The organism is Paenibacillus canaveralius, assembly GCF_047238265.1.
GTDB lineage: Bacteria > Bacillota > Bacilli > Paenibacillales > NBRC-103111 > Paenibacillus_F.
Genome location: NZ_JBDFMM010000001.1, coordinates 5,181,431 through 5,207,925, shown reverse-complemented (window position 1 = coordinate 5,207,925; position 26,495 = coordinate 5,181,431). Strand labels below are relative to the sequence as shown.

The following is a 26,495-nucleotide window of genomic DNA, read 5'->3' as shown; positions in this document are numbered from 1 at the left end:
AGGGTCCGGGCTTCGGCGAAGAAGGTTCATGCTTGCGAAAAAGTCTATCAATTTCCTCTACTTGCTATTGTATTCGGTTTGTAGAAACACTACTATTAAAGTTGACATAATTCAAAATTTTCGATTCATTTTTTCTATATATACAAACTCGGAGGAAAAGCCGTATGTCGGAACAAGACCAGAGATCCAATGATTCCTTAGATGTTTTGGACGAAAAACAGTTGCTTCAGGTGTTGCTGGCTTTTAAGAAGGGCGACTTTTCGGTGCGTATGCCCTATGATCTGAACGGAATGCCGGGTAAAATCGCCGACACGCTGAACGATATCCTCGATATGCAGGAGCACGTGGTGCAGGAAGTGCAAACGGTCGAGCGTGTGGTCGGCAAGGAAGGCAATACGAACCGCCGCTTTATGTGCCGGAGCAACGGCGGAAGCTGGAACGCGTTCAACGATTCCCTGAACAATCTGATCAGCGATCTGATTCAGCCTACGAGCGAGATGGTACGGGTGATTAACGCCGTGGCCCAGGGCGATCTTTCGCAGAAAGTGGAGCTGGAGTTTGAAGGGCGCGCTCTTACGGGCGAATTTTTGCGCACCGCCAACAATATTAACCGCATGGTCAGTCAGCTCGGGACGTTTGCGGCCGAAGTTACGCGCGTGGCGCGGGAGGTAGGAACGGAAGGCATCTTGGGCGGTCAGGCCGAAGTGACGGACGTATCCGGTACGTGGCGCGATTTGACGGAGAGCGTCAACAACATGGCGAGCAATCTGACGGACCAGGTCCGGAACATTGCGGATGTGACGACGGCGGTCGCGAAGGGCGATCTGTCCCGCAAGATTACCGTCAACGCGAAGGGCGAGTTCCTGGAGCTCAAGAATACGATCAACACGATGGTGGACCAGCTTAGTACGTTTGCTTCCGAGGTTACCCGTGTAGCCCGGGAAGTAGGAACGGAAGGCAAGCTGGGCGGACAGGCCGACGTTAAGGGTGTGTCGGGCACTTGGTATGACCTGACGGAGAGCGTTAACGATATGGCGAGCAACCTGACGAACCAGGTGCGTAACATCGCAGTCGTCACGACGGCCGTTGCGAACGGGGATTTGGGCAAGAAGATTACGGAAGAAGCACAGGGCGAGATTCTGGAGCTGAAGAACACGATCAACACGATGGTGGATCAGCTCAGCACGTTCGGTTCCGAAGTTACGCGTGTGGCGCGCGAGGTAGGAACGGAAGGGATACTGGGCGGCCAGGCCGACGTAAAAGGCGTATCGGGCACATGGCGCGACCTGACGGAAAGCGTTAACTACATGGCGACCAACCTGACGAATCAGGTGCGGAACATCGCCGAGGTAACGACGGCGGTTGCGACCGGTGATCTGTCCAAGAAAATCGCGGTTGACGCCAAGGGCGAGATTTTGCAGTTGAAAAGCACGATCAACACGATGGTGGATCAGCTCAGCACGTTCGCTTCCGAGGTTACCCGCGTAGCCCGCGAGGTTAGTAACGACGGCAAGCTGGGCGGCCGGGCCGACGTTAAAGGCGTGTCCGGAACCTGGAAAGATTTGACCGACAGCGTTAACTATATGGCGAGCACGCTGACCGATCAGGTTCGCAACATTGCGGAAGTCACGACTGCCGTCGCGAAGGGCGACTTGTCCAAGCAGATCACGGTAAACGCGACCGGCGAGATTCTGGAGCTGAAGAACACGATCAACACGATGGTGGACCAGCTCAGCACGTTCGCGTCCGAAGTTACCCGTGTGGCGCGCGAGGTAGGAACGGAAGGGAAGCTGGGCGGTCAAGCGAACGTCAAAGGCGTGTCCGGAACGTGGAAGGACCTGACGGAGAGCGTAAACGACATGGCGAGCAACCTGACGAACCAGGTGCGTAACATCGCGGTCGTCACGACGGCCGTCGCGAACGGGGATCTTTCCAAGAAGATCACGGAGGACGTACAGGGCGAGATTCTGGAGCTGAAAAACACGATCAACACGATGGTGGATCAGCTCAGCACGTTCGCGTCCGAGGTTACCCGTGTGGCGCGTGAAGTAGGAACGGACGGGCGCCTTGGCGGACAAGCCCAGGTTAAGGGCGTTGCCGGTACGTGGAAAGACCTGACGGAGAGCGTAAACGACATGGCGAGCAACCTGACCGACCAGGTGCGGAACATCGCCGATGTAACGACGGCGGTCGCGAAGGGCGACTTGTCCCGCAAGATTACCGTTGACGTTAAAGGCGAGATGCTGCAGCTGAAAAGCACGATCAACACGATGGTGGATCAGCTCAGCAACTTCGCTTCCGAGGTGACGCGTGTGGCGCGCGAGGTCGGAACGGAAGGCAAGCTGGGCGGCCAGGCGGATGTAAAAGGGGTTTCCGGCACGTGGAAGGATCTTACCGACACGGTGAACTATATGACCGGCAACTTGACCAGCCAGGTGCGGAATATCGCGGCCGTTACGACAGCCGTCGCCAACGGTGATTTGTCGAAGAAGATCACGATCGACGTTAAAGGCGAACTCCTGGAGCTCAAAGAAACGATCAACACGATGGTGGATCAGCTCAGTTCCTTCGCTTCGGAGGTTACCCGTGTAGCCCGCGAAGTAGGAACGGACGGCAAGCTGGGCGGACAGGCGCATGTGAACGGGGTCGGCGGAATCTGGAAAGATTTGACCGACAACGTTAATATCATGGCGACCAACCTGACGAACCAGGTGCGCGGCATCGCGAAGGTCGTGACGGCCGTCGCCAACGGTAACCTGAAGCAGAAGCTGATGGTGGACGCGGCGGGCGAGATTTATGATCTGAGCGAAACGATCAATAACATGATCGACACGCTCGATACGTTCGCCGACCAGGTTACGACCGTGGCCCGCGAGGTAGGGGCCGAAGGTAAGCTGGGCGGTCAGGCGCATGTGCCGGGGGCCGCCGGTACGTGGCGTGACTTGACGGATAACGTTAACTACATGGCGTCTACGCTGACGACTCAGGTACGCCAGATTACAAACGTCGCGACCGCGGTGACGAAGGGCGACTTGTCGCGGACTATCGATGTTATCGCGGCGGGCGAAGTCGGAACCCTCAAAGATAACATCAACGAGATGATCCGCAATCTTAAGGAAACGACGCGGATCAATACCGAGCAGGATTGGCTCAAAACCAACCTGGCCCGGTTCAGCCGCCTTCTGCAAGGTCAGCGCGACCTGTACGAAGTGTGCCGCATGATCATGTCGGAGCTGGCTCCGCTCGTTTCCATGCAGCATGGCGTGTTCTACATGAACGAAGCGAACGGCGAGGAGCAGGTGCTCCGCATGTTCTCCAGCTATGCTTACCAGCAGCGCAAGCACTTGTCCAACGAATTCCGTCTGGGCGAGGGTCTGGTCGGCCAATGTCTCATCGAGAAGCAGCGGATTCTGCTGACGAACGTGCCGGAGGATTATGTGGTTATCGGCTCGGGACTCGGCGAAGCCGCACCGCTTAACATCGTGCTTCTGCCGATCATGTTCGAGGATCAGGTGCTCGCCGTAATGGAGCTGGCTTCCTTCCGCCGCTTCACGGAGATCGACATTGCGTTCCTCGACCAGTTGACCGAGAGTATCGGAATCGTGCTGAATACGATGCAGGCCAACATGAGAACCGAAGAGCTGCTGTCCCAGTCGCAGTCCCTTGCGGAAGAGCTTAAGAAGCAGCAGGAGGAGCTCCAGAACACGAACGACGAGCTGGAAGACAAAGCGAAGCTGCTCGTTATTCAGAAAGCGGAAGTCGAAAGCAAGAACAACGAGGTCGAGCAGGCGAAACGATTCCTCGAAGAGAAGGCGGAGCAGCTTGCGCTGACGTCCCGGTATAAATCGGAGTTCCTGGCGAACATGTCCCATGAGCTGCGGACACCGCTGAACAGCCTGCTTCTGCTGGCCGAGCAGGTTTCCGAGAATCCGGACCATAACCTGACCGACGATCAGGTGAAATTCGCCCGTACGATCCATGATTCGGGTCTTGATCTGCTCAACTTGATTAACGACATTCTCGATTTGAGCAAAATCGAATCCGGCACTATTACGCCGGACTTCACCGAAATCAAGCTTACCGAAATTACCGACAATATGGAGCGGACTTTCCGTCATATTGCTCAGGATAAGAAAATCGATTTCAAAATCAAGCAGGAAAAAGCACTGCCGGAATCCATTATTTCCGATTCCAAGCGGCTGCAGCAGATTTTGAAAAATCTGCTTTCCAACGCCTTCAAGTTTACCGAGAAGGGTGAAGTCGTTCTCCTTATGCGCCGGGCGAACAGCGGCTGGAGCCAGGACAACGAATCGCTGAACCGCGCCCGAATGGTGCTGGCCTTCTCCGTCGGAGATACCGGAATCGGCATCTCCGAGGACAAGCAGCAGATTATTTTCGAAGCGTTCCAGCAGGCGGACGGCAGCACGAACCGCGAATACGGCGGAACGGGCCTCGGTCTTGCGATTTCCCGCGAAATCGCGGGCATGCTCGGCGGCGAAATCACGCTGTTCAGCGTAGTGAACGTCGGCAGCACCTTTACGCTCTTCCTGCCGGTCGATCTCGATCCGGCCATGCTGGAAGCGGCCGCCGCTTATGTGCCTGAAGTGATCGACGTACCGGCGCCGCAGCCTAAGAAGTACGAGTACGACCGGTTCGATACGACACAGCTCGTAGATGACCGTGCGAACATTGAAGCGGGCGACCGTGTGTTCCTGATCGTGGAAGACGACATGAAATTCAATGAGATTCTGCTGGATATGCTTCACAGAAAAGGCTTGAAAGCCATTATCACGCCAAAAGGCAACAAGGCGGTCGCTCTCGCCAAGAGGTACAAGCCGGTTGCCATTACGCTTGATCTGCGTCTGGAAGATATGAACGGGTCCTCCGTTCTGGATCAGCTGAAGGACGACATTGAGCTGCGTCATATCCCGGTAACGGTAATGACGATCGAAGACGACGCGACCGAGCTTCTGCAGAAAGGCGTGTTCGACTTCCTCTGCAAGCCGATCAAGAACGAAGATCTGGAGAACGCGATAGACAAGCTGAATGATTTCGGCAGCAAACCGTTCCAGCAGCTTCTGGTCGGGATGTCCGATTCGGAGCGCCGCAGACAGACGGTGGATCTCGTGAAGAACAGCGACATTAAGGTCAGCGCGACCGATACCGGCCGCAAGGCGCTGAATCAGCTGAAAACCAAGGACTTCGACTGCGTGCTCGTCGATACGGACCTGCCGGACATGGGCCCGGCCCAGTTCGTGAGAGAGATGCAGAAGAACGCCAAAAACAAATATAAGCCGGTTCTGATCAACCGGACCGAGAAGCTGACCAAAGAGGAAGAGGACGACCTGGAGGAGCTGCGTTCCATCGCAGTCATCAAGGAAGTGAAGTCGCCGATTCAGATTGTGGACGAAACGATGTTGTTCCTTCACCGCAAGCTGGAAAACCTCAATGACAGCCAGAGAGATATTCTGATTAAAAAGCACCAGTCCAACGAAATGATCGATTCGAAAAAGGTGCTCATCGTCGACGACGATATCCGCAACATTTTCGCTCTGACGACCATTCTGGAACGCCAGAACATGAAGGTTATTTCCGCCGAGAACGGACACGACGCCATCGAGATTCTTGAGCAAATGCCGGACATTAATATCGTTCTGATGGATATTATGATGCCGGTTATGGACGGATACGAAACGATGCGGGAAATCCGCCGCAGACCTCAGTTCCAAGACCTGCCGATCATTGCGCTCACGGCGAAAGCGATGAAAGGGGACCGCGAACAGTGTCTGGAGGCGGGAGCCTCGGATTACATCACCAAGCCGGTGAACAGCGCTCAGCTTCTCGCAATGCTGCGGGACTGGTTCCTGGCCCAGGACGGGCTGCAGCCGAGTCCGGCCGAGCTTCCGGGTTCCGAGCCTTTCGGATGGATGAAAGGGCAGTAATGTCAGTAAACGTCAAAAATAGCTGTTTTAAGCCTTGTGCGTAAGCACAGGGCTTTTTTTATTTGCCGGGGTTTCGGGAGATGGCAGGTGCACGGATGAAGATGTGCGTCCGTTTGGAGCCTGAGCGTATCGAGCAGTCGAGCAGGGGCCAACTGTCAGGCATTATCAGCCGACTGACGGTGACCGGGAGCTTCGGTAGAGTCGAGTAAAAACCAAACGGCACCGCTGCCGAGAGCCTCTAAAAGACCGCCGTAAGACCGCCGTAAGACCGTACAGGGTTGATAGCATCGGCAGTTTTAACGCGCTTAGATTTTGCCCGCTTCTCTCAAGTAGAAAAAGTCAAAAAACTGCGGATTATGTAACTTTTTGTTGGAAATATGTGTCTATAAAAGTAGGCGCATCAGAAATGTAAGGTCCAAAGTCTTGTTGCAGACGGTGAGATGAACCAGGTGAATTTTCAAAGTATAAAGAAAAATTTCTCCAAAATTAAGTTGAATTACGGATAAATAATTCATATAATGAAGTGACGGGGTTTCTTATAAATGCCGGCAGCGGTGCCGGACGGTCTTATAACTAACGGAGGTACAGCTATGGAAAAACACAGCCTGTTGGAAGCAGTCAAGGGAGGAGTTATCGTATCCTGCCAGGCATTGCCGGATGAACCTTTGTTCGGAAGCGAAATGATGGTCAGGATGGCGCTGGCCGCGGAGGGCGGGGGAGCAGTCGGCATAAGAGCCAATACGCCGGTCGATATCGCCGCGATTAAATCGAGCGTAAAACTGCCGCTTGTCGGGCTCTGGAAGCGTGACTATGAAGGCAGCGACGTATATATTACGCCTACCTTGGAAGAAGTGGAGGCCGTTTGGCGGGCTGGGGCGGATATCATCGCGCTGGATGCGACGATGAGGCCGCGGCCCAAAGGGGAGACGCTGAAAGACATCGTGTCGGGGATCAAAAAACGGGCCGGTGCGCTTCTCATGGCGGATATCTCCACCGTTGAAGAAGGGCTCCATGCGCAGGAAATCGGTTTCGATATCCTGTCTACGACGATGTCGGGGTACACGCCGTACAGCCCGCAGCAGGAGGGCCCGGATTTCGAGCTGATCCGCGAACTGGCCGCACAGGCACACATTCCGGTGTTCGCCGAAGGGCGGATCCATACAAGGGAAGAAGCGATCGAATGCTTCCGCAGCGGAGCGCATACCGTCGTTATTGGAGGCGCTATCACAAGACCTCAGCAGATTACAAAACGTTTTGTCGACTTCGTGCGTATACACGTTTAGACCGGTTCAGCAGGACGATTGCCGCAATTATCACTTTTTCTGATCAGGGGAGATCAATAGGATGACGAAAATCGTATTTGTACCGCTCGATGAGCGGCCGTGTAATCTGGACTATCCGAAACGCCTGGCCGAGATGACCGATTTGGAACTTTCCGCTCCGCCCGTGTCCATTCTGGGCCGCAAGAAAACACCGGGGGATACGGAGGCGCTTAAAAACTGGCTGATCCGGGAATCGGAAGCAGCGGACTATGCCCTGGTGTCGCTGGATATGCTCGTTTACGGAGGGATCGTACCTTCCCGGCTGCACTATTTGGCCCGTGAGGATGCGCTTAAGCGCCTTGAAGTGCTGCGTGAACTCAAAAGGAATAAGCCGGACCTGCGCATTCACGCTTTTAACCTGATTATGAGGGTGCCTGCCTATTCCAGCAGCGAAGAGGAGCCGGATTATTACGCGGATTACGGACGCGAGACTGTTCTTGTACGGCTGGTATACGGACAAGAAGGAGCAGGAAGCGCTGACGGACGAAGAAGAGCTGATTTTCGCCGATATTCTGGGCAAAGTTCCGAAGGATGTGCTGGAGGATTTCACCGGACGGCGCGAAATCAACGCTTTCGTCAACCGGACGGCGCTGGAGCTCGCGGAGGAAGGCATTATCGATTATTTGATCATCCCGCTCGACGATAATTCCCAGTACGGCTTCTCCCCGCTGGAGCAGAGAGCGCTCGCGGTTCTCTCGGAAGAGCTGGACCTGACGGACCGCGTTGCGATATACCCGGGGGCGGACGAAATCGGCTGTACGCTGTTTGCCCGGATTTTCTGCGAGAGCAAAGGATATCTTCCGAAGCTGTTTGTCCGCTATTCCTCCACGAGGGGGCCTTTCTGCATTCCGAAGTACGAGGACCGCAGCCTGAACGAGAGCATCAAGGCGCACCTGACGAGTGCAGGTGCTTTTATGGCGGACAGCTCGCAGGGAGCCGACGCCGTGCTGATGGTCAATTCGCCGCCCGTCGGCGAATCGGACATGGCGGAGACGTCGCAGGCGTGGAGCCGGCGGCACCGGTCCTACTTCTCCGAGGTGAATTTGCGCGAGTTCGCCCAGGCGATGCGCGTGTATCTCGGAGAAGGGCGGACCGTAGCCCTGGCCGACGTGGCGGTCTGCAACGGCGGCGACACCGTGCTGCTCAAGCTGCTTGCCCGTCAGGGGCAGCTTGAGGGGCTGGCCGCGTATGCCGGGTGGAACACCTCCGGCAATACGCTGGGCACCGTGATCGCGCACGCCGTCATCGAGGCGTACTACGCGGGCGCGCGGGAAGCCGCCGGCGGCACCGGCGCTGACGAGGCGCCGGCGGAGCGCCTGCGGAGCGAAGCCCGGAAGCGGAGCAGCAGGGCCTTCTACTTCTACCGGCTGGTAGAAGACTGGGGGTATCAGGCCCTCATCCGCAAGGATGTGACGGCGAACGTGCTACCGGCGTTCGGAGCGGGGTATTTCGGGCTGGCGGGCAAGCAGCCGGAAATCGAAGCCGTCATCGCGGAGAAACTCCGCTCGTTTGTCGACGAGCGCCTCGCCGGGCTGACGCCCGGGCGGATCGAGCTCACCAACGTTCATCTGCCGTGGAACCGGATGTTCGAGGTCGGTTTTGATCTGCGGCTGGCGGGGGACAGCAGCTCTGATCCGTCCCGCGAAAGTAAAGCGACCGCCGAGAGCTGACGGGGACCGGGCTTGTTTTTTGCAAAAATTTTCTGTGTCGCTCTAGGATTCGAGCAGCGGATCGGAGGATGCGGCAAGCGTCTCGGCCTTAGAGGCCGGGGCGCTTTTTTGTACAGATCGATTGACCGCCGTCATACAGCGAAACACGCATGCTTTGAGCAGCGCGGGTGCAAAGGGTGCGAAGGGAAAGCGGGAGAGGGCACCATGAGCTTAGCCGAGGGTACGGGCGACGGCTTCGTTTTCGAGAAATCGGCTCATCCGCGTACACAGTCTGTCCGTCCTCCGGCCGACGGCCTGCCCTGACTATCAGCCCGGTTTCGACCTTCAAGCTGCCGCTAATCGAACCCGGATATTTCACGGAATTTTTTAAATTACGGGGCAAAGCGGAATCGGTGTCCTTTTTTCCGGAACGGGCCCATACACTGTAACGAGGCCGAAATTCGCGCATCCAGCGGGAAACGGGTATAATGGGGGTATTAAAAAAGTCAGATTGTGCCCATGCAATCTTAACATCAAGGAGGTACCCTATGTCCGGATTTATCGGAAAGATTAAACAGGGCGCAGCCGAAGCGGGGAAAAAAGCGCAGCAGACGATCGAAGTTAACCGGTTGAAGCTGCAAATTGCGGCTAAGCAGAGAGATATGCAGAAACTGTATACGCAGATCGGCGAATTCGTCTACGAAGCGGGCAAGAAGAAGCAGCCTTATCCGGAGACGCAGGTCGCGGCCGTAACGGCTGAGCTCCAGGCTATCGAAGATGAAATCAAGGCGATGCAGGACCGGATCTACAGTCTGTACGATGAGAAATCGTGCGAATGCGGACACGTGGTCGCGGTGGATACCCGGTTTTGCCCGAACTGCGGGCGGAAATTCGAACCGATTCAGGAGCAGGCGGATTTTACGGCGATTATGGAATTGAAGCCTTTCTGCCCCCAGTGCAAAGAAGACATCGAACCCGGCATGCAGTTCTGCACAACCTGCGGATACCGGCTGACGGAAGAAGAAAGCTAGGCTGCCGCCAACCTGCGGCGGGCGTTACACATGCCACACGTTAAAGACGATACAGGCGACATGCCAAAAAGGATGAAGGGATTCTTGACGAATGCCTCATCCTTTTTTTATGCTCGTTTACTTATCGTCTTCGCAATCGTCCGCGGGTTCTTTCGGCTGAGCATTTCCCGTCCTGCGGGTGTCGGAGCTGTTGCCGTATTCTTCTACCGTTTTCCAGGCGTCCACGTCGTCGATTTCGGCACGGCCCGTATCGTCATCGTTCGGAGACTCCAGAATCGGTTGGAGAATTTCTTCTTCCACCGGCCGGTCTACGGGATCTCCTTCCGCTCGTGCCTGCGAGTGTTCAACACAGGTAGAAGCCCAAGGAATAGCCTCCAGCCGCTCGAACGGAATCGGCTCCTTGCAAACTTCGCATACGCCGTAAGAACCGGATTCAAGCCGGCCGATCGCATGTTTAACGTCTGTAAGCTGCTGTTCCATATTTTCATCCACCGCCTGGTCCCGGCCTCGTTCGAACGCTTCGGTTGCGATGTCGGCAGGGTGATTGTCGTATGAGGACAGTTCTCCGGTAGAGTCTCTCAGGGAGTCCTCTTCCCGGTCGGACTCAAGCACGTGCTCCAGTTCGCTTTTTTCCTTGTAAAGCCGCTGCTCCAGCTTGTTTCTTTCTTCTTCGGTCAGCACTGCCATCGGACATTCCTCCCCTTCGGATACGGTATATGGGCCGGTTTCCCTTGATAAGATGAACACCGCCCGATCGTATTTTTTTATTACCCGAAGACCCCTTTCTTTGACGCAAAAGAGGAGGATGGGAACTTACGGAAGCGGCCGGAAGAAGCTTGCCGGAAGAAGAGGATTTCGGTTCGTCCCGGTTTTTAAGAGAAAAATTAGCTTGTATTTGGAAAATGGATAGGGTAAGGTAAAGATAACCTTATATGTTTCGGGAGCTGGATGAAGTCCGGCTGAGAGTGTGACCGCGAATGTCACTAACCGTATCTGATCTGGGTAATGCCAGCGTAGAGAGAATAACCCTGCCGACCAAGGCCGCACGGTATATTCCGTCCGGTCTTTTTTAGTTCACTGCAAGTCTGAGGCTCTGCCGGTTGTTCCGGAAATCTTGCCGACTTACGACCGCCCGGCGGCCGTAGACGCGGCAAAGACCGGATGAGGCAAAGCGGTTCCGGCCGTTTCCGCCAAAAGGTGGAAGGGCGTTCAGGCTCGCGTGTGCAGCGGCATACGGGAAACCACTTTCTGCGGAAAGTGGTTTTTTTGCGTCTAGTGCGTCTTCCCTGCAGGGGAGGCCATACTCATCGAGGATATAAGTTAGCCCGAACATAAAGCGAAAGGAGACAACCGAGATGACCCCCTATCCCCACGGACCGGAGCTTCACGCCATCTCGACCGGAAGGCAGAAGCCGGAAGTGCTTATACGGATCGCCTCCGCTATCCATCCTTATGTAACGGCCATTCATGTGCGTGAAAAAACATGCTCTCCGCGGGAACTGTGGACGCTGCTCGCGGGACTGTCCGCCTGCGGGGTTCCGCCGGGAAAACTTGTCGTCAACGACCGGGCCGATGCGGCCTCGTTGTCGGGAGCGGGAGGCGTGCAGCTTCCGGGAAGCGGCCTGCCCGCCTCCGCCGTGAAAAAGGGATTTCCCGGCCTGCGAGTCGGCGTCTCCGTTCACGGGCCCGGGGAAGCCGGCAGCGCCGCGGGGGAAGGGGCCGATTATGTGCTATTCGGCCATATATTCGCCACGGGCTCCAAACCCGGTGCGGCCCCGCGCGGCACGGAGGCTCTCAGGGAGACGGTGCTGGCTTGCGCAGGCCTTCCGGTTATCGCGATCGGAGGAATCCATCCCGGGAACTGCGCCGAGGTGATGCGTGCGGGAGCGGCGGGGGTGGCGGTCATGAGCGGCATATGGGAAGCGGAGAATCCCGCGGAAGCTGCGAAACGTTACCGGCATGAACTGGATTTTGCCCGTCAGCGGGAGAAAACAGGAGGAGAACTGGGATGAATCGGGATACGGATATTGTCGTGATCGGAGGAGGCGTTATCGGCTGCTCGATCGCCTACCAGCTGGCGAAGCGGGGAGTCCGTGTGACTCTGCTGGAAAAAGAGCGTATTGCCGGCCAGGCGTCAGGCGCTGCAGCGGGGATGCTCGGGGCCCAATCCGAAATGCACGAAGCGGGGCCGATGTTTGATTTTGCCCGCCGGAGCCGGGATATGTTCCCCGCTTTGGCGGAGGAGCTGAAGGAGCTGACGGGCCTGGATATCGGCCTCACAAGCCGGGGGATGCTCAAAGCCGCCTGGACCGATGCCGAAGCGGCCGCGCTCAAAGCGGACGCCCGTTTCCACCAGGAGGCCGGCGGCCGCGCGGAATGGCTCAGCTCGTGCGAGACAGGCTGGCTGGAGCCAGAGCTGAGCAAAGAGCTCCGGGGCGCGCTTCACCTGCCCGAAGAGGGGCACGTGCTGGCGCCGGAGCTGTCGGCCGCTCTGGCCGCCGGCGCGGCGCGGCTCGGAGCGCGGATCGTGGAGCACGCCGAAGTGACCGGACTCTTGACGGAGTCGGGCCGGGTGATCGGCGTGCAGACCCGCGAAGGGAAGATCCGCTGCGCCGGTGCGATGCTGGCGTCCTCGCTCTGGAGCGCCCAGATTCTGGCGCCCTTGGGCGTGGAGCTGCCCGTGTATCCGGTGAAGGGGGAATGCTTCTCCGTCACCGTGCGGCAGCCCCTTCTCGCGAGGACAATCGCCTCGGGCGGCTGTTACATCGTGCCCAAGCCGGGCGGCCGGATCATCGTGGGAGCCACGGCCCAGCCGGGTTCTTTCGACCGCAGCCCGCGCCTCGGCAGCCTGCTTTCGCTGGCCGCGCAGGCACAGCGGCTCGTCCCGGCGCTCGCGGATGCCGAGTGGGAGCGCGCTTGGGCGGGGCTGCGTCCCCAGACGCCCGACGGGATGCCGTACATCGGCGAAATAACGGCCTGCCAAGGGCTTTTCGCCGCTCTCGGGCATTACCGCAACGGCATTTTACTGTCTCAGGCGACAGGGGTGCTTGCCGCTTCAATGCTTACGGGCGGAACCGCCGCTGCCGAAGAAGCTCTGCCGGGCGCGGGCAAGCTGCTGGAAGCGTTCAGGCCGGACAGAAGGGCGGCAGCAGGTGCCGTAAGGCAGTAGGCAAGGCCCCTTTGGCCGGGAGCATGGCTCCATGTGGCAGCCCGGAGGCTGCATTTTGCAAGTGAAGGAGGCATTTGACGAATGAAGCTGCGCATAAACGGTGACGACATTACGGTGCCTGAAACGGTACATACCGTAGAAGGACTGATCTCGCACCTCGGTTTAAAACGCAATCTGCTTATCGTGGAAACCAACGGGCATATTTTGCAGGCGGAAGACCATGCGGATGCCCCGGTGGCGGACGGCGACCGGATCGAAATCGTTCATTTTGTAGGAGGAGGCTGACAATATGCTGAAAATCGGACCTTACGAATTCAACTCAAGGCTGTTGCTTGGAACGGGGAAATTCCCGGATTTCACGATTCAGAAAAAGGCGGTCGACGTTTCCGGAGCGCAAATTTTAACTTTTGCCGTCCGGCGGATGAATATTTATGACCCGGAACAGCCGAATTTTTTGTCCATGCTGGACGTAAGCAAGTTCAAGCTGCTGCCGAATACGGCAGGAGCCAAAACGGCCCAAGAAGCGGTCCGCATCGCCAAGCTGGCGAAAGCTTCCGGGCTCTGCGACATGATCAAGGTGGAAGTGATCGGCTGTGACAAGACTTTGCTGCCGGACCCGGTCGAAACGCTGAAAGCTTCCGAAATGCTGCTGGCCGAAGGGTTTCTTGTCCTGCCGTATACGTCGGATGATGTTGTACTGGCCCGCCGTTTGCAGGAGATGGGCGTACATGCGATCATGCCGGGGGCTTCGCCGATCGGTACGGGACAGGGGATCATCAACCCGCTGAATCTCGGCTTCATTATCGAGGAAGCGCGTGTACCCGTCATCGTGGACGCAGGCATCGGGGCTCCTTCGGACGCTGCGCTGGCCATGGAAATGGGAGCCGACGGAGTGCTGCTGAACACGGCGGTTTCCGGTGCGGAAGACCCTGTGCGGATGGCGTATGCCATGAAGCTGGCCTTGGAAGCGGGCAGAGCCGGATATGAAGCCGGACGCATCCCCCGCAAGCGTTATGCTTCTGCGAGCAGTCCTTTGGAGGGAGTCAGCGCAGGCTGACGGATTGGTGCGGGCGGGAGATTGGCATCAGACCAACCCTCACCGGAAAAAGTAATGGTCCCGGGAATTTCAAATCCTGCCGCGACTGTGTGGCTAACTGCAACTTTATAGTCGTGTAGACCTATGCGAAAAAAAGGAATTATGTCGGTAACTGAAAGTATTTGGAGGTGCAGTTCGATGAACATGTCCTTAGATAAAGAGGAGCGTCCGCCCGTACCTTCCCTTCAAGCTCCGCTCGTTCCTGCGGCAGCCACGATCGCCGGTTCCGACAGCGGGGGTGGAGCAGGCATACAGGCCGATCTGAAAACGTTCCAGGAGCTCGGCGTATTCGGAACAAGCGCTTTGACGGCCGTAACGGCACAAAACACGCGGGGTGTTCACGGTGTGCAGCCGATCGCCCCTTCCATGGTGACGGCTCAAATCGACGCGGTAGCCGGAGATATCGGGCCCGCCGCCTGGAAGACAGGCATGCTTTTCAGTGCGGAAATCATTGAAGCCGTAGCGGACCGCGCGTCTTTCTACAAATGGCCTCATCTGGTCGTGGACCCTGTCATGATCGCCAAAGGCGGAGCAAGCCTGCTGCAGGAGGATGCCGTGCAGGCGCTCAGGAGTCTGCTGCTGCCCTTGGCCCGGATCGTGACGCCGAATATCCCGGAGGCGGAAGCGCTGACGGGAATGCGGATCGCTGCGATAGCGGACCGCAAGGAAGCCGCCCGCCGAATTCATGCGTGGGGCGTAGATTACGTCGTGCTGAAAGGCGGCCACGGAGGAGACCGCGCCCAGTCGCTGGACCTGCTGTACGACGGCCGCGTTTTTACGGAATTTGCGGCGCCCTGGATAGAGACGCGGCATACACACGGCACCGGCTGCACATTCGCCGCGGCTTTGACGGCGGGGCTCGCCTCAGATCTTCCGGTGGATGAAGCGGTGCTTCTCGCCAAACGCTTTGTCCAGGCCGCTCTCGCGAACCCGCTGAACATAGGAGCCGGACACGGACCGACCAATCATTGGGGATACAACAGACCGGCACGGGCAGGCGGCATCTTTAAACCGGTACGGGCTGCGGCGGGTGAAAGCGAGGGGTGGCGTTGATGACCGAAAAAGCTGCCTATGAACGCTATACCGGCAATCTTAGGGAAGCGTTGAACGTTTACTTCGTGATGGGAAGCCCCAACTGCGGCGGCAGAGATCCCGCTGCCGTTTTGCGGGCGGCCCTAGAAGGCGGCGTCACGCTGTTCCAGTTCAGGGAGAAAGGCCCCGGCGCCCTGCAGGGCCAAGAACGGACGGAGCTCGGCAGGAAGCTCCTCGGCGTCTGCCGTCAGGCGGGAGTCCCGTTCATCGTGAACGACGACCTCCGCCTGGCGGAAGAGCTGGAGGCCGACGGAATACACGTCGGCCAGGAAGACCTGGCGCAGTCGGACCGGGCCGGACTGCGCCAACGATTCAAGGGGCGGATACTCGGCATATCCGCCCATGACCCCGCCGAGGCGCGGGAGGCGGTCCGCTGCGGCGCCGACTATATCGGCGCGGGCCCGATGTACGCCACGGCGACGAAGCCGGATGCCCGTGCCGTGCAGGGCCCGGGCATCATTTCCGACATGCGGGCGGGCGGCATTACGCTGCCGCTGGCGGGCATCGGCGGCATCACGCCGGAAGGCGCGGCCGCCGTGCTGGCGGCCGGAGCCGACGGCGTGGCCGTCATCTCGGCCATCGGCGGCGCCGACGATCCGCGCGAAGCGGCCCGGAGATTTTCCCGCTTGTTTACGGGATAAGCCGCCGTCCGCATTAGGCAATCAGGAGCCGCTTAACCGGGAACCGTGATTTTTTTAGCGAGATCCAAAACGCATTCATTCAGGTGTACCAAACAAACCGCCGTTGAAATCATAAATTCCTATAAAACTTGAAACAGAAGCCAATAAAGTTCGGGAGGGATTTTTAAAATGACCAAGAGTACAGAAATCCAGGAGCCAAACGTATCCGCTTTTCCGGGAAGCCGCAAAGTTTATGTAGAGGGCTCTCGTCCGGACGTGCGCGTAGCGATGAGGGAAATTAAATTGAGCCCGTCCTCGGGGCGTTTCGGAGAAGAAGAAAATGCCCCGGTCCGTGTTTATGACACGAGCGGTTTGTACACGGATACCGAAGAGGCGACCGATATCCGCAGGGGTTTGCCCGCGAACCGGTACGGCTGGATTGTGGAGCGCGGCGATGTCGAAGCTTACGAAGGCCGCACCGTAAAACCGGAGGACAACGGATTGCGCAGCGAGGAAGCGCTGGCCAATACGGAAGTGTTCCCGGGACTGGGCCGGAAACCCCTTCGCGCCAAGCCGGGGAGTAACGTAACCCAGATGCACTATGCGCGCAAAGGGATCGTTACGCCGGAAATGGAGTACATCGCCATCCGCGAGAATGTGGCGCCGGAATTTGTCCGGGATGAAGTGGCCCGGGGCCGTGCCGTTATTCCTTCGAATATTAACCACCCGGAAAGCGAACCGATGATCATCGGGCGCAATTTCCTGGTGAAGGTGAATGCGAACATCGGCAACTCGGCCGTAGCTTCTTCAATTGAGGAAGAGGTGGAAAAAATGACGTGGGCGACCCGCTGGGGAGCCGATACGGTCATGGACCTGTCCACGGGCAAAAACATCCACACGACCCGCGAATGGATCGTACGGAATTCACCGGTGCCGATCGGAACGGTGCCGATTTATCAGGCGCTGGAGAAAGTGGGAGGCAAGGCTGAGGAACTGACGTGGGAAATCTACCGCGACACGCTTATTGAACAGGCGGAACAAGGCGTTGATTACTTCACCATTCATGCGGGCGTGCTTCTCCGCTATATTCCTTTGACGGCCCAAAGAACGACGGGAATCGTCTCCCGCGGAGGCTCGATTATGGCTGCCTGGTGCCTGGCGCATCACAAGGAAAACTTCCTCTACACTCATTTCGAAGATATTTGTGAAATTATGAAAGCCTACGATATTTCGTTCTCGCTTGGAGACGGCCTGCGTCCCGGTTCGATTGCCGATGCGAACGACGAAGCGCAGTTCGCCGAACTGGATACGCTCGGAGAAGCTGACGCGGATTGCCTGGAAGCATGACGTCCAGGTCATTATCGAGGGCCCGGGTCACGTTCCGATGCATCTCATCAAAGAAAACGTAGACCGGCAGATGGAAGTTTGCCAAGAGGCGCCGTTCTACACCCTCGGTCCGCTGACAACGGATATCGCTCCGGGTTACGACCACATCACGTCCGCTATCGGTGCGGCGATGATCGGCTCGTTCGGCACGGCGATGCTCTGTTATGTAACGCCGAAGGAACACTTGGGCCTGCCGAATAAAAACGACGTGCGCGAAGGCGTAATCGCCTATAAAATCGCCGCGCATGCGGCCGACCTGGCCAAAGGCCATCCGGGAGCGCAGGACCGCGATAACGCCTTATCCAAAGCGCGGTTCGAATTCCGCTGGCGCGACCAGTTCAACCTTTCGCTTGATCCGGAACGGGCGATGGAGTACCACGACGAAACTCTCCCTGCGGAAGGGGCTAAAACCGCGCACTTTTGCTCCATGTGCGGCCCGAAATTCTGCTCGATGAGAATCACGCAGGACATTCGCGAATATGCCCGGGAGAACGGCCTCGGCGAACAGGAAGCGGCTGAAGCGGGGATGGCCGGCAAGGCTGCCGAATTCCGGCGCGAAGGCAGCGTAATTTACAAGTAAGCCGAGATTCGGTCGGGGCGTGAAAAGCCGGCGCGCATAAAAGCCGGCCCGACGGACCCGGCAAGCTTGTGGAGCGGTTTCAGCCGCAAAGCCAAAAAACGTATTCCTCCATTTGACGGAGGAATACGTTTTTTAGTTAGGAGCGGTCGAAATTCCGTGAGAGTGATCATCCCGCCTGAATCTTGGTAACCTGTCCAAGCGGAGGCAAGCGGATTAAACAGACTAAACCGAGCACTAGCCGTTCGGCTGCTTCTCTTCCGGAGCCTCCGCACCGGCGCGCAGTTGAACAGGCTGACGGCTGTGTATTCCGCCCGGCCGGACGCTTTCTTCTTCCGCAGTCTGCCATTCCTTGACGGAGGCGCTGTCCGGTCCGGGCTCCGCCATCCATTCATGATGGGCTTCGGCCGTCTGCTCTTCCTCTTCGTAATCAAACGAAGAAACACCGTATTGATCCCGGGCGCCTTGGATACTTTTTATGAAAACGGTTACAACTAAAAAGCCGAAAATGAGCAAAGTTAATGTTCCCCATAAGGCTGTCATTTTGAGCTGCCTCCTTGAACGTACGAATCGACTGCGGAATAAAACAGTCTTCCTATCTTATGTACGCGTAAGTTCCGAAGAAGTTTCTGCTCCGCACAGGAAAATAAATAGTTTTTTTGAGGGCTTAATTTCCTATGCTGTACAAAGAGGATAAAGAAACGAATTATTATTTTATATATAGGCTATAAATCTGTTATTTCGGTAGGAGATCGTGTTATTTCGTTATATATACGATAGATATTTTTTGCATACTCTCGAATTTCATTATCGAATAAATAGGAAATAATCACCTATATAAAAGAAGGATTGATTTTGCTGCAGCTTACCGGAAAATATTGGGAAATCCTGGGCTTTAACAGGCTGAAACGAACAAGCCTCCTCCCGTCGGGGAAGAGGCTTGTTCGTTTTGTTTTTCGAGCGTCATCAAGTCCGTATAGTCGCCATTCGTCTTTGAACTTGCTTGACTTGCGTGCAAATGTTGTTGGGGCCTGTTGGTTTTCTTGCGTTTTTTACTTCGTATTCCGTTCAGTGAGTGAGGAGCTAACCGCATTTTTTCGCTAAGCCCCGTCTTCCGTATTGTTAAATCGTGTAAAGCTGCTGTGCTTGTCCCGCCTGATTGTAGGGAGGCTGTATGTAAGAGTATCCTGGGTGCTGGCCGCCGGAAGACAGGTAAGGATTCACGCGCTGCTGGGTTTGTTGTCCCGATTGCTGGGAGTGCTGAATTTGTTTGTCGATATCTTGACGCAGAGCGGGAGAAGGAGTGGAATACATGTTGTTTTGTTTCATAAACGTGTACAGTTCCCCTTGCAGGAGGAGAGTATTCAAGGTCAAGTGGTTAAACAGCTGGCGAATCTCCGGACAGGTGGACTCCGTCGCGGCGGTAGCATATTCTCTGATCACGCGCTTATGGTCCGCAAGAATCGTGTAGAGGAGATCCTTATCGCTCAGGGGAGATCCGTTTTGAGGATTTTGCTGCTGGTTTTGTTGTTGCTGCAGCTGCTGTTGCAGTTGTTGTTGTTGCTGGTTTTGCAGTTGCTGTTGCGGTTGTGGTTGGTTTATTTGTTGCTGGAAAGCTTGCGCGTACGGATACGCAGACTGATCCTGCAGGAAAAGCTGCTCCAACTGCTGCTGACGCTGGTCATGCTTTTGCTGCTGCTGTTGCTGATAGGAAAGCTGCCGGTTTTGGTTGTTTGGATGCTGGGTCACAGGAAATCCCTCCTTTTGTCGGGTTTGAGTAAGTTATTGCAGCTGCTGCTGGATGGGAGCAAGCTGGGCATGCTGCTGGAGCGTAGACAAAATTTGAACATAATGCTGCTGGTGGCTCTGGATCAGATGCTCCGCGATCTGCCGGATAGCCGGGTTTTGGCTGTTGGCGATGGCGTTCGCCGCCTGTTTGATCAGCAAATCCTCATTGGTCATGGAATCGGCCAGATAGTTTAGTTCTTTGCCGGTTATCGGTTGCATGGAAATCCTCCTTTCCGTTCGTTAGTAATGTGCCCCGCTCTTATGGAATTATTCGGAAAAAATAATTTTTGGGAAATGTCAGATGGCCGGCCGGTTACGCGCAGCAAAAAGAACCCCGCTTCTTGGAAGGGGGCCTAGAGAAAGTATGGGAATGTTTACTTGCGGGGAAGGCGCTTGGCGATTTCCTCCGTCACCACAAAAGCAAGTTCTTCGTTGCCGAACATGGACAGTACGCCGAGCAGAGTGTCGTCGGTAATTTCTCCGGCTTCTTCCTTGGAAACCGTAAGTTCCAGCGCCTGTTGAAGCTCGGTGTTATTCCCCTGCTGGGGATAAGCCTGAGCGTACAGGGCCGCCGGGTCCAGGCCGTGATTAATACACCACTGGGCAAAAATCAGAATCATCATTCGCTCGTCCCGCTGGTAGTTCTCGATGATGCGTTTTTCCATTTCATGCTGATTCATGTTCATAAGGTAGTGCCTGCTCCCTTCGATCGTGTGAATTCGTATTCATTTCATACGTGAAATTAAAAGCTGCCGGGAAGTCTCATCGCCCGGTTGTGAAGTTTGCCGAGAAGCAGCAGAGAGAGGACGGCGCCGATCAGAGCGCACAACATGTCCCACTGGGTGTCCCACACATCGCCTTGGGTGCCGAGGAAAGATTCCGCCGCCGTTCCGGTCAGCTTGGCAACGGTGAATTCCAGAAGCTCGTAGAAAGCGCTGAACCCGAGGCAGACGCTGAGCGTAAGAAACGTAAGCCAGCCTCCGGGCGGGACGGGTACTTTGCGGATCAGAATTTCGCGTGTGAGGATAGCGGGTACGAAGCCCTGCATAAAATGACCGAGCCGGTCGTAGTAATTCCGCTCCAGATCGAAGGTATCCCGAAGCCAGTTGAAGAGGGGAACCTCCGCATACGTGTAGTGCCCGCCTACAAACAGGATCATGACATGCGCCCAGACCAGCGTGTATGTGAGAAGAGTAAGCGGAGTCCGCCGGTAAATACCGATTAAGACCGCTATCAGAATGAGCCCGGGCGTCACTTCCAGCATCCAGGTGAAATAATCGTGAGGCCGTATGCCTGACCAGACGAAGACGGCCGCCAGGCTGCCCAGAAGAGCGGAATAGCTCCGGACGGGAACACGGGAAGATTTCATGGGGCGGAAGAACCTCCTGTGAATTTATTGTGCGTACTGCCTGCGTTTCATCCGGTTTTGCGCCTGATTCACGCGCATCCTCTATCCGGAACCGGAGCGGTAAGCTATACTGGCTCTATCGTACCATGAAAGCGGGAAAGGGAGGTAGACCATGTCAACTTTGAACCGAAAAATACGGTGGGGCATTCTTGGATGTGCTTCCATTGCTCTAAGGGCAATCGTGCCTGCCATCCAGGCGTCGGCTACAGGAGAGTTGGCCGCTATTGCCAGCCGTGACGGATCCAAAGCCCGGGAAACGGCCCGGCTTCACGGAATTCCGGCCGCCTACGGAAGCTATGAGGCGCTGCTCGCCGATCCGACCCTGGATGCGGTGTATATTCCGCTTCCGAATCATCTGCACTGCGAATGGACGATCAAAGCCGCAAGAGCGGGGAAGCACGTGCTCTGTGAAAAGCCGCTCGCCCTTACAGCCGCCCAGGCACAGGAAATGGTCGCAGCTTGCGGGGAAGCGGGCGTACTGCTCGCCGAAGCGTTTATGTACCGGCATCATCCCCGGTACGACCGTATGCGCGAGATTCTCGCGGCCGGAGAGCTGGGCGTCATACGCGCGATGCGCGCCTCCTTCACGTTCGATAACTCCGCGGATACGGAAAATGTCCGCTGCCGCAAAGAATGGGGCGGCGGTTCGCTGTACGATATCGGCTGCTATACGCTTAGTGCGGCACGCTATCTGCTTGGCGGAGAACCGGAAGCCGTTACCGCACACGCTTTCTTCTCGCCCGGACACGGCGGCGTGGACATGATGGCATCGGGGCTTGCGGAGTTTCCGGACGGCGTCGCTCTGACGTTCGACTGCGGCATGTGGTCGGCCCCCCGCAATACGATCGAAATTGTCGGCACGGCGGGAATGATCGAAGTGCCGAGTGCTTTCGTCGCACCGGAAGGGAGCGGCGCGGATTTTGCGGTCACGGTAAACGGCGTCCGCCGGGTGGAGACCGCACCTTCCGTGAACCAGTACGTCCTGCAGATCGACGACTTCGGACGGGCTGCTTCGGGCCGGGAGACCTACCGTTTTCCGGCCGGTGACGCCGTTAAAGGAATGAAGGTCCTGGAAGCCTGCCTTCTTTCCGCGGAAACCCGGGCCAGAATAAACATCTAACTAGCAAAAAAAGGATGGCGCCCGGGAACGTTTTGTACTATGATGATACTACCAGGGACTTGGAGACTAGTCGGCTAGTCTTACATCCCGAAAACCAAGCCAGGCGCCTTTCTTGATTGCGGCGCACAGTGGAGCGAAGAAGTCACATGGGGTCTGTGACCGCGTCACTGCTATGAGCTTGGTTTTTTTGCGTTTTTTGCACTCGGCCGCGGCGGTTCGTACAATAGATACAAAGGGACAACGAGCGGCCGCAAGTCCGGCTGGGAAAATGGAGGAGCATGAATGAGCAGGAAAAGATATACGAATATGGACCCCGCGGCGGGTCTAAGCACCTTCTCGGATCTCCGCAAATGGCGTAAGGAAAGAAGCGGCAAAGTGAAGGATCTTTCCTTCGTGGTAAAAACAAGTCCGGATAAAGATCCCGGCTATCTGAAAGCTAACCGGAGCGAGACGACGATTACGTGGATCGGCCACTCTACCTTTCTGCTTCAGAAGAACGGCGTGAATCTGGTCACGGATCCGGTATGGGCGGGCCGTATGGGGTTCGACAAGCGGTTGGCCGAACCGGGACTCGCTCTGGCCGAACTGCCTCCGGTAGATGTAGCCCTGCTCTCACACGGGCACTACGATCACTTGCATATCGGTTCCCTGCGTGCTCTTCCCGGAAACCCCAAGTTGCTGGTCCCGGAAGGGCTGGGGCGGACGCTTCGGCGCAAGGGATTCGGCGATATCCAGGAGCTTTCCTGGTGGGAAAGCCATGAATTCGGCGGGCTGCGGCTTCATTTCGTGCCCGCGCAGCACTGGACCCGCCGTTCGCTGACGGATACGAACACTTCCCATTGGGGAGGCTGGATCGTAGAGGATGCCGGCAAACCGGGGGCGGACCCGGACAGCCTTTACTTTGCGGGCGACAGCGGGTATTTTCAAGGCTTCCGGATGATCGGGGAACGATTCCGCATCGGTCACGCCTTGATGCCTATAGGGGCATACGAGCCCGAGTGGTTTATGTCCACTCAGCACGTTTCGCCGGAAGAAGCCGTGCAGGCTTTCCTGGACACGCAGGCGGATATTTTCGTGCCGATGCATTACGGGGCGTTCCGTCTGGCCGACGATACGCCGCGTGAAGCGCTGGACAGACTGCGGCTGGATTGGGAACGGCGGGAGCTTGATCCCCGGCGTCTACAGGTGCTGCTGCACGGACAAACACTAAAGACCGGTTTAAGCGGCGAAGGAAACAAATTTTCCGCCGAATAAGGACAAACCCGTCTTTTTCCCCTTCCCGACGGAATATACATCATGAGGGACCTGCATGTACGATGCGGTCCGGACGAATACCGAGGAAGCGGGGGAGGAAGATGAGGAACTGGAAGGTCATGCTGATCCTCGGTTTTGCCGTTTACGCGGCTGCGGTAGGATTCTATTTCGGAAGAGGAGACATCTACAGTCTGTCTCCCGGTTCGGCGGGGAGCAGCATCGATCCGCACACGTTCATGAGTGAAGGTGCGATCGACCGGGCGGAGTCGCTGTCGCGCATCCGCTCGATTATGTACTTTTTACAGACTCCGCTGCAGCTTGTTCTGCTGATTCTGCTTGTGGGCACGGCTGTCCGGTTCAGGGACAGGGTTGAAGGCTGGACCCGCCGCCATCTGCTGCGGACAGGCTTGTTTGTTTTTCTGTTTCTGTTTGTCGTGTATGTCCTTATGCTGCCGTTCGACTACTTTATGCTTAGTGTGGAGAGGCATTACGGAGTTTCCAATGTCGGCTTGGATACCTGGCTGGTTGACCATGCGAAGAATCTGGGGATCGAATGGCTGACCACGACGTTTGTTCTCCTGCTTGTCCTTGCGTTGATGAAACGAAGTCCCCGGAAATGGTGGCTGTGGCTGTGGACTTTTTCCGTGCCGCTGATGCTGTTTGTCCAGTTTATCCAGCCGGTGATTGTCGAACCCCTCTACAATGAATTTACGCCTCTGCGGGCAGGGGAGCTCAAAAAAGAGCTGCTGCATCTGGCTTCGCAGGCCGGAATCGCGGCGGACGACATATACGAGGTCAACATGTCCGAAAGAACGAATCAGCTTAACGCCTACGTGTCGGGAATAGGGTCCAATGCGAGAGTCGTTCTGTGGGATACGCTTCTGCAAAAAATGGACACCCGCGAAATTTTGGTCGTCATGGCGCACGAGATGGGACATTATGCGGAGCGTCATGTTTTCTGGGGGAGCGGCTGGGGGCTTGTCGTGAGCTTCGGTCTTCTCTGGGGAGGAAGCCGGATTTACGAGATTACGGTGCGTAATTGGGGCAGAGCCAGAGGGCTTCGCGGTCCCCGGGATATGGCGGGACTCCCCTTGCTGTTGGCTATTGTCTCCCTGCTGACGCTTGCGGTGGCTCCGGTTAACAATGCCGTTTCAAGGCTGATGGAAGTTCGGGCGGATTCGTACGCGATGAAAGTGACCGGCGACGGTGAGGCGGGAGTGAGTGCTTTTCAAAAGCTCGCCGCGGCGAATTTGAGCCCGGTCACACAGCCGGCGGCGATACAGTGGTTTCTCGGTTCTCATCCGACGATAGAGAAAAGGATCCGGTATTTCGGCGAGTTTGCTCCGCAAAAAGCCCGGTAAACTAAAAAGCGTGCCGTTTTCCGATTTGCAACCAGGTTGCGAATCGCGGAAAAGGCACGCTTTTTTATAGAAATGAGCGGCAGGATCTGCGCTCAAGCAGGGCTGTCTGCACTTATCCGCACCGCTTGAAACTTCCGGTGTGCGGTGCTTGGCCTCAGATCAAGGTGGTCAACCGGGAATTAAGGATCGCTTCAGTTCTGCTGAGGCGCGTCGTTTCCCTGCCGGCTCCGTGTCATTTGCTGCCAGACCGAGCCTTCCGCCGCATGGCCGCCTTCGATACGGGCGATCGCCATCTGGACCTGCATGCTGATCTCGAATTCGGGGTCGTCCGCCGCTTCGCGCAAAGCCTGGAGACAGGTATCGTCACCGACCTCGTACAGAAAACGGGCGGCACGCCAGCGGACCAGCTTGTTGGGATCTTTCAACGCTTTGGACATGGCCGGAACGGCTGCCGGATCGCCGAGATCGGACAACGTGTCTCCCGCGGTGCGGCGGACGGCCGGGGTGCGGTCTTCCAGAGCCTGGAACAGATAAGGAAGCACTTCCGGCTCCTTGATATCGCCGAGATAAACCGTCGCAAGCCTGCGGACGGACGTTTTCTCGTCGCCGAGCGCCTTGGCGAGCAGAGGCAGCGTTTGAGGCGTGGCTTTGACGCTCTGCAAAGCGGCATACCGTTTTTTCCAATCGGGATCGTCCAGAAGAACGCGAATTTCCTCTTCGGTCAGCTCGGCCGGGCGCTGGGCTTCCGCATAGTCCGCCTCGGACAGGCCCTGAGCGGCCTGTTCCGTAAGCAGGCTCAGCCTTGTATCGTCGTAAGACGCGTCGATTTCCTGCACAACCTCGTTCAGTACGTCCTGAAGCTCACCGTACCGGACGTCGAGCTCTTGCAGCTTCCGCTCCTTGAGCAGGTGAGGGGAGCTCTCGGTCGCTTTCATCGCAGCTTGTGTAAAACGGTCCGGAAGAGCCGCCCGCGCCTCTTCGCCGCCCGCGTTTACCCGGATTTGCATGGGAATGCCGCGGAAAGTCTGGAGCAGCACCTTAACCTCTCCGAAACCGGACCCCGCTTCATCTTCACCCGGAAGAGAAGCCTGAGAGCCGCCGCTGCCCAGCAGTTCCCGGGCCTGTGTCAAAATCTGCTTCCAATCTCCTTTGGGGGAGCGGTCCAGCGCGATAAAATCGGCCACCTGAAATACGCTTGTCACTCCGGGGATATCCAGGAGCTGTTGAATATAACCGGGCGCGTTGTCGCGCTGTTTCCGGGTAAAAGTCAGGCTGCGGCCCTTAGGCAGCGCCTTATCTAAGTTAAGCTTCATGGTATTGGGACTAGGGGTTGGTTCAATCGATACTAGATTCACTGGATACACCCTCCTTTGTTCCTCTTTATGATACCACATTTTTGTTAAAAGACCTTTCGGGCAGTCCTCTGTGAGGAAAGTCACTGCGCGAAGCTTGGAATTACCTATAATTAACTAAAATGGAAACGTTTAATTCTCGTTTTGATGAGTTTCTTCTATATAATAAGCGGCTTATGATCTCCGATCCAACCAGGTAAAAAAAGAAAACCGGAACAAAGAGTTCCGGTTCATTGTAAAACATGCCCGCACAGCTTCTTTCCGCAAGGCGGAAGGACGGCGTGAAGCGAAATTTAAAAGGTGGTTAGCCGGCAGTTAACCAACCGCT

At 56.6% G+C, this 26,495-nt stretch carries 20 protein-coding genes and 2 pseudogenes; 15 read left to right on the top strand and 7 right to left on the bottom strand.

Going from position 1 to position 26,495, the window contains the following annotated elements:
• The first annotated feature begins 164 nt into the window (after positions 1-164).
• The 5 genes and pseudogenes from ABC395_RS23445 to ABC395_RS23425 all read left to right on the top strand — a co-directional run bounded on the left by ABC395_RS23445 (position 165) and on the right by ABC395_RS23425 (position 9,944).
• Positions 165-5,942, top strand: a complete 5,778-nt coding sequence (locus tag ABC395_RS23445; protein WP_413006225.1) for a HAMP domain-containing protein — start codon at positions 165-167, stop codon at positions 5,940-5,942.
• A gap of 590 nt (positions 5,943-6,532) precedes the next feature.
• On the top strand, positions 6,533-7,225 hold the full coding sequence (locus tag ABC395_RS23440; RefSeq protein WP_413006224.1) for an N-acetylmannosamine-6-phosphate 2-epimerase: 693 nt from the start codon (positions 6,533-6,535) through the stop codon (positions 7,223-7,225).
• A gap of 61 nt (positions 7,226-7,286) precedes the next feature.
• Positions 7,287-7,640, top strand: a pseudogene (locus tag ABC395_RS23435) (DUF4127 family protein); the annotation flags it as partial.
• Positions 7,641-7,701: 61 nt separating this feature from the next.
• A complete protein-coding gene (locus ABC395_RS23430; protein ID WP_413006223.1) occupies positions 7,702-8,934 on the top strand; it encodes a DUF4127 family protein in 1,233 nt (410 codons plus the stop codon).
• Positions 8,935-9,461: 527 nt separating this feature from the next.
• Positions 9,462-9,944 carry a zinc ribbon domain-containing protein gene (locus ABC395_RS23425; RefSeq protein ID WP_413006222.1) on the top strand — a complete coding sequence of 161 codons (483 nt, stop codon included), beginning with the start codon at positions 9,462-9,464 and terminating at the stop codon, positions 9,942-9,944.
• Positions 9,945-10,061: 117 nt separating this feature from the next.
• On the opposite strand, the gene ABC395_RS23420 is transcribed toward ABC395_RS23425, so the two are convergent.
• Positions 10,062-10,631, bottom strand: coding sequence for a TraR/DksA C4-type zinc finger protein (locus tag ABC395_RS23420; protein ID WP_413006221.1), 570 nt, complete (start codon positions 10,629-10,631; stop codon positions 10,062-10,064).
• A gap of 668 nt (positions 10,632-11,299) precedes the next feature.
• Here ABC395_RS23420 and ABC395_RS23415 point away from each other — a divergent pair.
• The 7 genes and pseudogenes from ABC395_RS23415 (at position 11,300) to thiC (ending at position 17,887) form a co-directional block, all read left to right on the top strand.
• A complete protein-coding gene (locus ABC395_RS23415; protein ID WP_413006220.1) occupies positions 11,300-11,956 on the top strand; it encodes a thiamine phosphate synthase in 657 nt (218 codons plus the stop codon).
• Positions 11,953-13,113 (top strand): glycine oxidase ThiO, encoded by a 1,161-nt coding sequence (gene thiO / locus ABC395_RS23410; RefSeq protein ID WP_413006219.1) that lies wholly within the window; start codon positions 11,953-11,955, stop codon positions 13,111-13,113. The genes ABC395_RS23415 and thiO overlap by 4 nt, the downstream gene beginning before the upstream one ends.
• Positions 13,114-13,194: 81 nt before the next feature.
• Complete coding sequence (gene thiS, locus ABC395_RS23405) at positions 13,195-13,398, top strand: sulfur carrier protein ThiS (RefSeq protein ID WP_413006218.1); 204 nt, start codon at positions 13,195-13,197, stop codon at positions 13,396-13,398.
• Between the two features lie 4 nt (positions 13,399-13,402).
• Positions 13,403-14,170 (top strand): thiazole synthase, encoded by a 768-nt coding sequence (locus ABC395_RS23400; protein ID WP_413006217.1) that lies wholly within the window; start codon positions 13,403-13,405, stop codon positions 14,168-14,170.
• Positions 14,171-14,347: 177 nt separating this feature from the next.
• The gene (gene thiD, locus ABC395_RS23395; RefSeq protein ID WP_413006216.1) at positions 14,348-15,262 is read left to right on the top strand and encodes a bifunctional hydroxymethylpyrimidine kinase/phosphomethylpyrimidine kinase; all 915 of its coding nucleotides are present in this window, start codon (positions 14,348-14,350) and stop codon (positions 15,260-15,262) included.
• Positions 15,262-15,942 (top strand): thiamine phosphate synthase, encoded by a 681-nt coding sequence (gene thiE, locus ABC395_RS23390; RefSeq protein WP_413006215.1) that lies wholly within the window; start codon positions 15,262-15,264, stop codon positions 15,940-15,942. Before thiD ends, thiE begins: the two co-directional genes overlap by 1 nt.
• Before the next feature lie 168 nt (positions 15,943-16,110).
• A pseudogene (thiC, locus tag ABC395_RS23385) lies at positions 16,111-17,887 on the top strand (phosphomethylpyrimidine synthase ThiC).
• Positions 17,888-18,121: 234 nt separating this feature from the next.
• Here thiC and ABC395_RS23380 read toward each other — a convergent pair.
• From ABC395_RS23380 to ABC395_RS23360, 5 genes are all read right to left on the bottom strand, one after another.
• Positions 18,122-18,427 (bottom strand): hypothetical protein, encoded by a 306-nt coding sequence (locus tag ABC395_RS23380; protein ID WP_413006214.1) that lies wholly within the window; start codon positions 18,425-18,427, stop codon positions 18,122-18,124.
• Between the two features lie 579 nt (positions 18,428-19,006).
• Entirely contained in the window at positions 19,007-19,633 is a 627-nt protein-coding gene (locus tag ABC395_RS23375) for a spore coat protein (protein WP_413006213.1), read from the bottom strand.
• Positions 19,634-19,666: 33 nt separating this feature from the next.
• Complete coding sequence (locus tag ABC395_RS23370) at positions 19,667-19,891, bottom strand: hypothetical protein (RefSeq protein WP_413006212.1); 225 nt, start codon at positions 19,889-19,891, stop codon at positions 19,667-19,669.
• 155 nt (positions 19,892-20,046) lie between these two features.
• Positions 20,047-20,352, bottom strand: a complete 306-nt coding sequence (locus ABC395_RS23365; RefSeq protein ID WP_413006794.1) for a hypothetical protein — start codon at positions 20,350-20,352, stop codon at positions 20,047-20,049.
• A 62-nt stretch (positions 20,353-20,414) separates the two neighbouring features.
• The gene (locus tag ABC395_RS23360; protein WP_413006211.1) at positions 20,415-21,041 is read right to left on the bottom strand and encodes a DUF2238 domain-containing protein; all 627 of its coding nucleotides are present in this window, start codon (positions 21,039-21,041) and stop codon (positions 20,415-20,417) included.
• A 151-nt stretch (positions 21,042-21,192) separates the two neighbouring features.
• Between ABC395_RS23360 and ABC395_RS23355 the strand changes: the two genes are divergently transcribed.
• The 3 genes from ABC395_RS23355 (at position 21,193) to ABC395_RS23345 (ending at position 24,815) form a co-directional block, all read left to right on the top strand.
• Positions 21,193-22,200, top strand: coding sequence for a Gfo/Idh/MocA family protein (locus ABC395_RS23355; protein WP_413006210.1), 1,008 nt, complete (start codon positions 21,193-21,195; stop codon positions 22,198-22,200).
• Positions 22,201-22,482: 282 nt separating this feature from the next.
• Complete coding sequence (locus ABC395_RS23350; protein WP_413006209.1) at positions 22,483-23,454, top strand: MBL fold metallo-hydrolase; 972 nt, start codon at positions 22,483-22,485, stop codon at positions 23,452-23,454.
• A 101-nt stretch (positions 23,455-23,555) separates the two neighbouring features.
• Positions 23,556-24,815 carry a M48 family metallopeptidase gene (locus tag ABC395_RS23345; RefSeq protein ID WP_413006208.1) on the top strand — a complete coding sequence of 420 codons (1,260 nt, stop codon included), beginning with the start codon at positions 23,556-23,558 and terminating at the stop codon, positions 24,813-24,815.
• Between the two features lie 191 nt (positions 24,816-25,006).
• On the opposite strand, the gene ABC395_RS23340 is transcribed toward ABC395_RS23345, so the two are convergent.
• Positions 25,007-26,170 carry a conserved virulence factor C family protein gene (locus tag ABC395_RS23340; protein ID WP_413006207.1) on the bottom strand — a complete coding sequence of 388 codons (1,164 nt, stop codon included), beginning with the start codon at positions 26,168-26,170 and terminating at the stop codon, positions 25,007-25,009.
• Positions 26,171-26,495 lie beyond the last annotated feature (325 nt).

Excerpts from the sequence above, each read along its gene's own strand:
- ABC395_RS23355 (WP_413006210.1), top strand. The coding sequence starts at position 21,193 with ATGTCAACTTTGAACCGAAAAATACGGTGGGGCATTCTTGGATGTGCT.
- ABC395_RS23345 (WP_413006208.1), top strand. The coding sequence starts at position 23,556 with ATGAGGAACTGGAAGGTCATGCTGATCCTCGGTTTTGCCGTTTACGCG.
- ABC395_RS23425 (WP_413006222.1), top strand. The coding sequence starts at position 9,462 with ATGTCCGGATTTATCGGAAAGATTAAACAGGGCGCAGCCGAAGCGGGG.
- thiD (WP_413006216.1), top strand. The coding sequence starts at position 14,348 with ATGAACATGTCCTTAGATAAAGAGGAGCGTCCGCCCGTACCTTCCCTT.
- thiO (WP_413006219.1), top strand. The coding sequence starts at position 11,953 with ATGAATCGGGATACGGATATTGTCGTGATCGGAGGAGGCGTTATCGGC.
- thiE (WP_413006215.1), top strand. The coding sequence starts at position 15,262 with ATGACCGAAAAAGCTGCCTATGAACGCTATACCGGCAATCTTAGGGAA.
- ABC395_RS23440 (WP_413006224.1), top strand. The coding sequence starts at position 6,533 with ATGGAAAAACACAGCCTGTTGGAAGCAGTCAAGGGAGGAGTTATCGTA.
- ABC395_RS23400 (WP_413006217.1), top strand. The coding sequence starts at position 13,403 with ATGCTGAAAATCGGACCTTACGAATTCAACTCAAGGCTGTTGCTTGGA.
- ABC395_RS23415 (WP_413006220.1), top strand. The coding sequence starts at position 11,300 with ATGACCCCCTATCCCCACGGACCGGAGCTTCACGCCATCTCGACCGGA.
- ABC395_RS23370 (WP_413006212.1), bottom strand. The coding sequence starts at position 19,891 with ATGCAACCGATAACCGGCAAAGAACTAAACTATCTGGCCGATTCCATG.
- ABC395_RS23365 (WP_413006794.1), bottom strand. The coding sequence starts at position 20,352 with ATGAATCAGCATGAAATGGAAAAACGCATCATCGAGAACTACCAGCGG.
- thiS (WP_413006218.1), top strand. The coding sequence starts at position 13,195 with ATGAAGCTGCGCATAAACGGTGACGACATTACGGTGCCTGAAACGGTA.
- ABC395_RS23360 (WP_413006211.1), bottom strand. The coding sequence starts at position 21,041 with ATGAAATCTTCCCGTGTTCCCGTCCGGAGCTATTCCGCTCTTCTGGGC.
- ABC395_RS23350 (WP_413006209.1), top strand. The coding sequence starts at position 22,483 with ATGAGCAGGAAAAGATATACGAATATGGACCCCGCGGCGGGTCTAAGC.
- ABC395_RS23445 (WP_413006225.1), top strand. The coding sequence starts at position 165 with ATGTCGGAACAAGACCAGAGATCCAATGATTCCTTAGATGTTTTGGAC.
- ABC395_RS23380 (WP_413006214.1), bottom strand. The coding sequence starts at position 18,427 with ATGACAGCCTTATGGGGAACATTAACTTTGCTCATTTTCGGCTTTTTA.
- ABC395_RS23420 (WP_413006221.1), bottom strand. The coding sequence starts at position 10,631 with ATGGCAGTGCTGACCGAAGAAGAAAGAAACAAGCTGGAGCAGCGGCTT.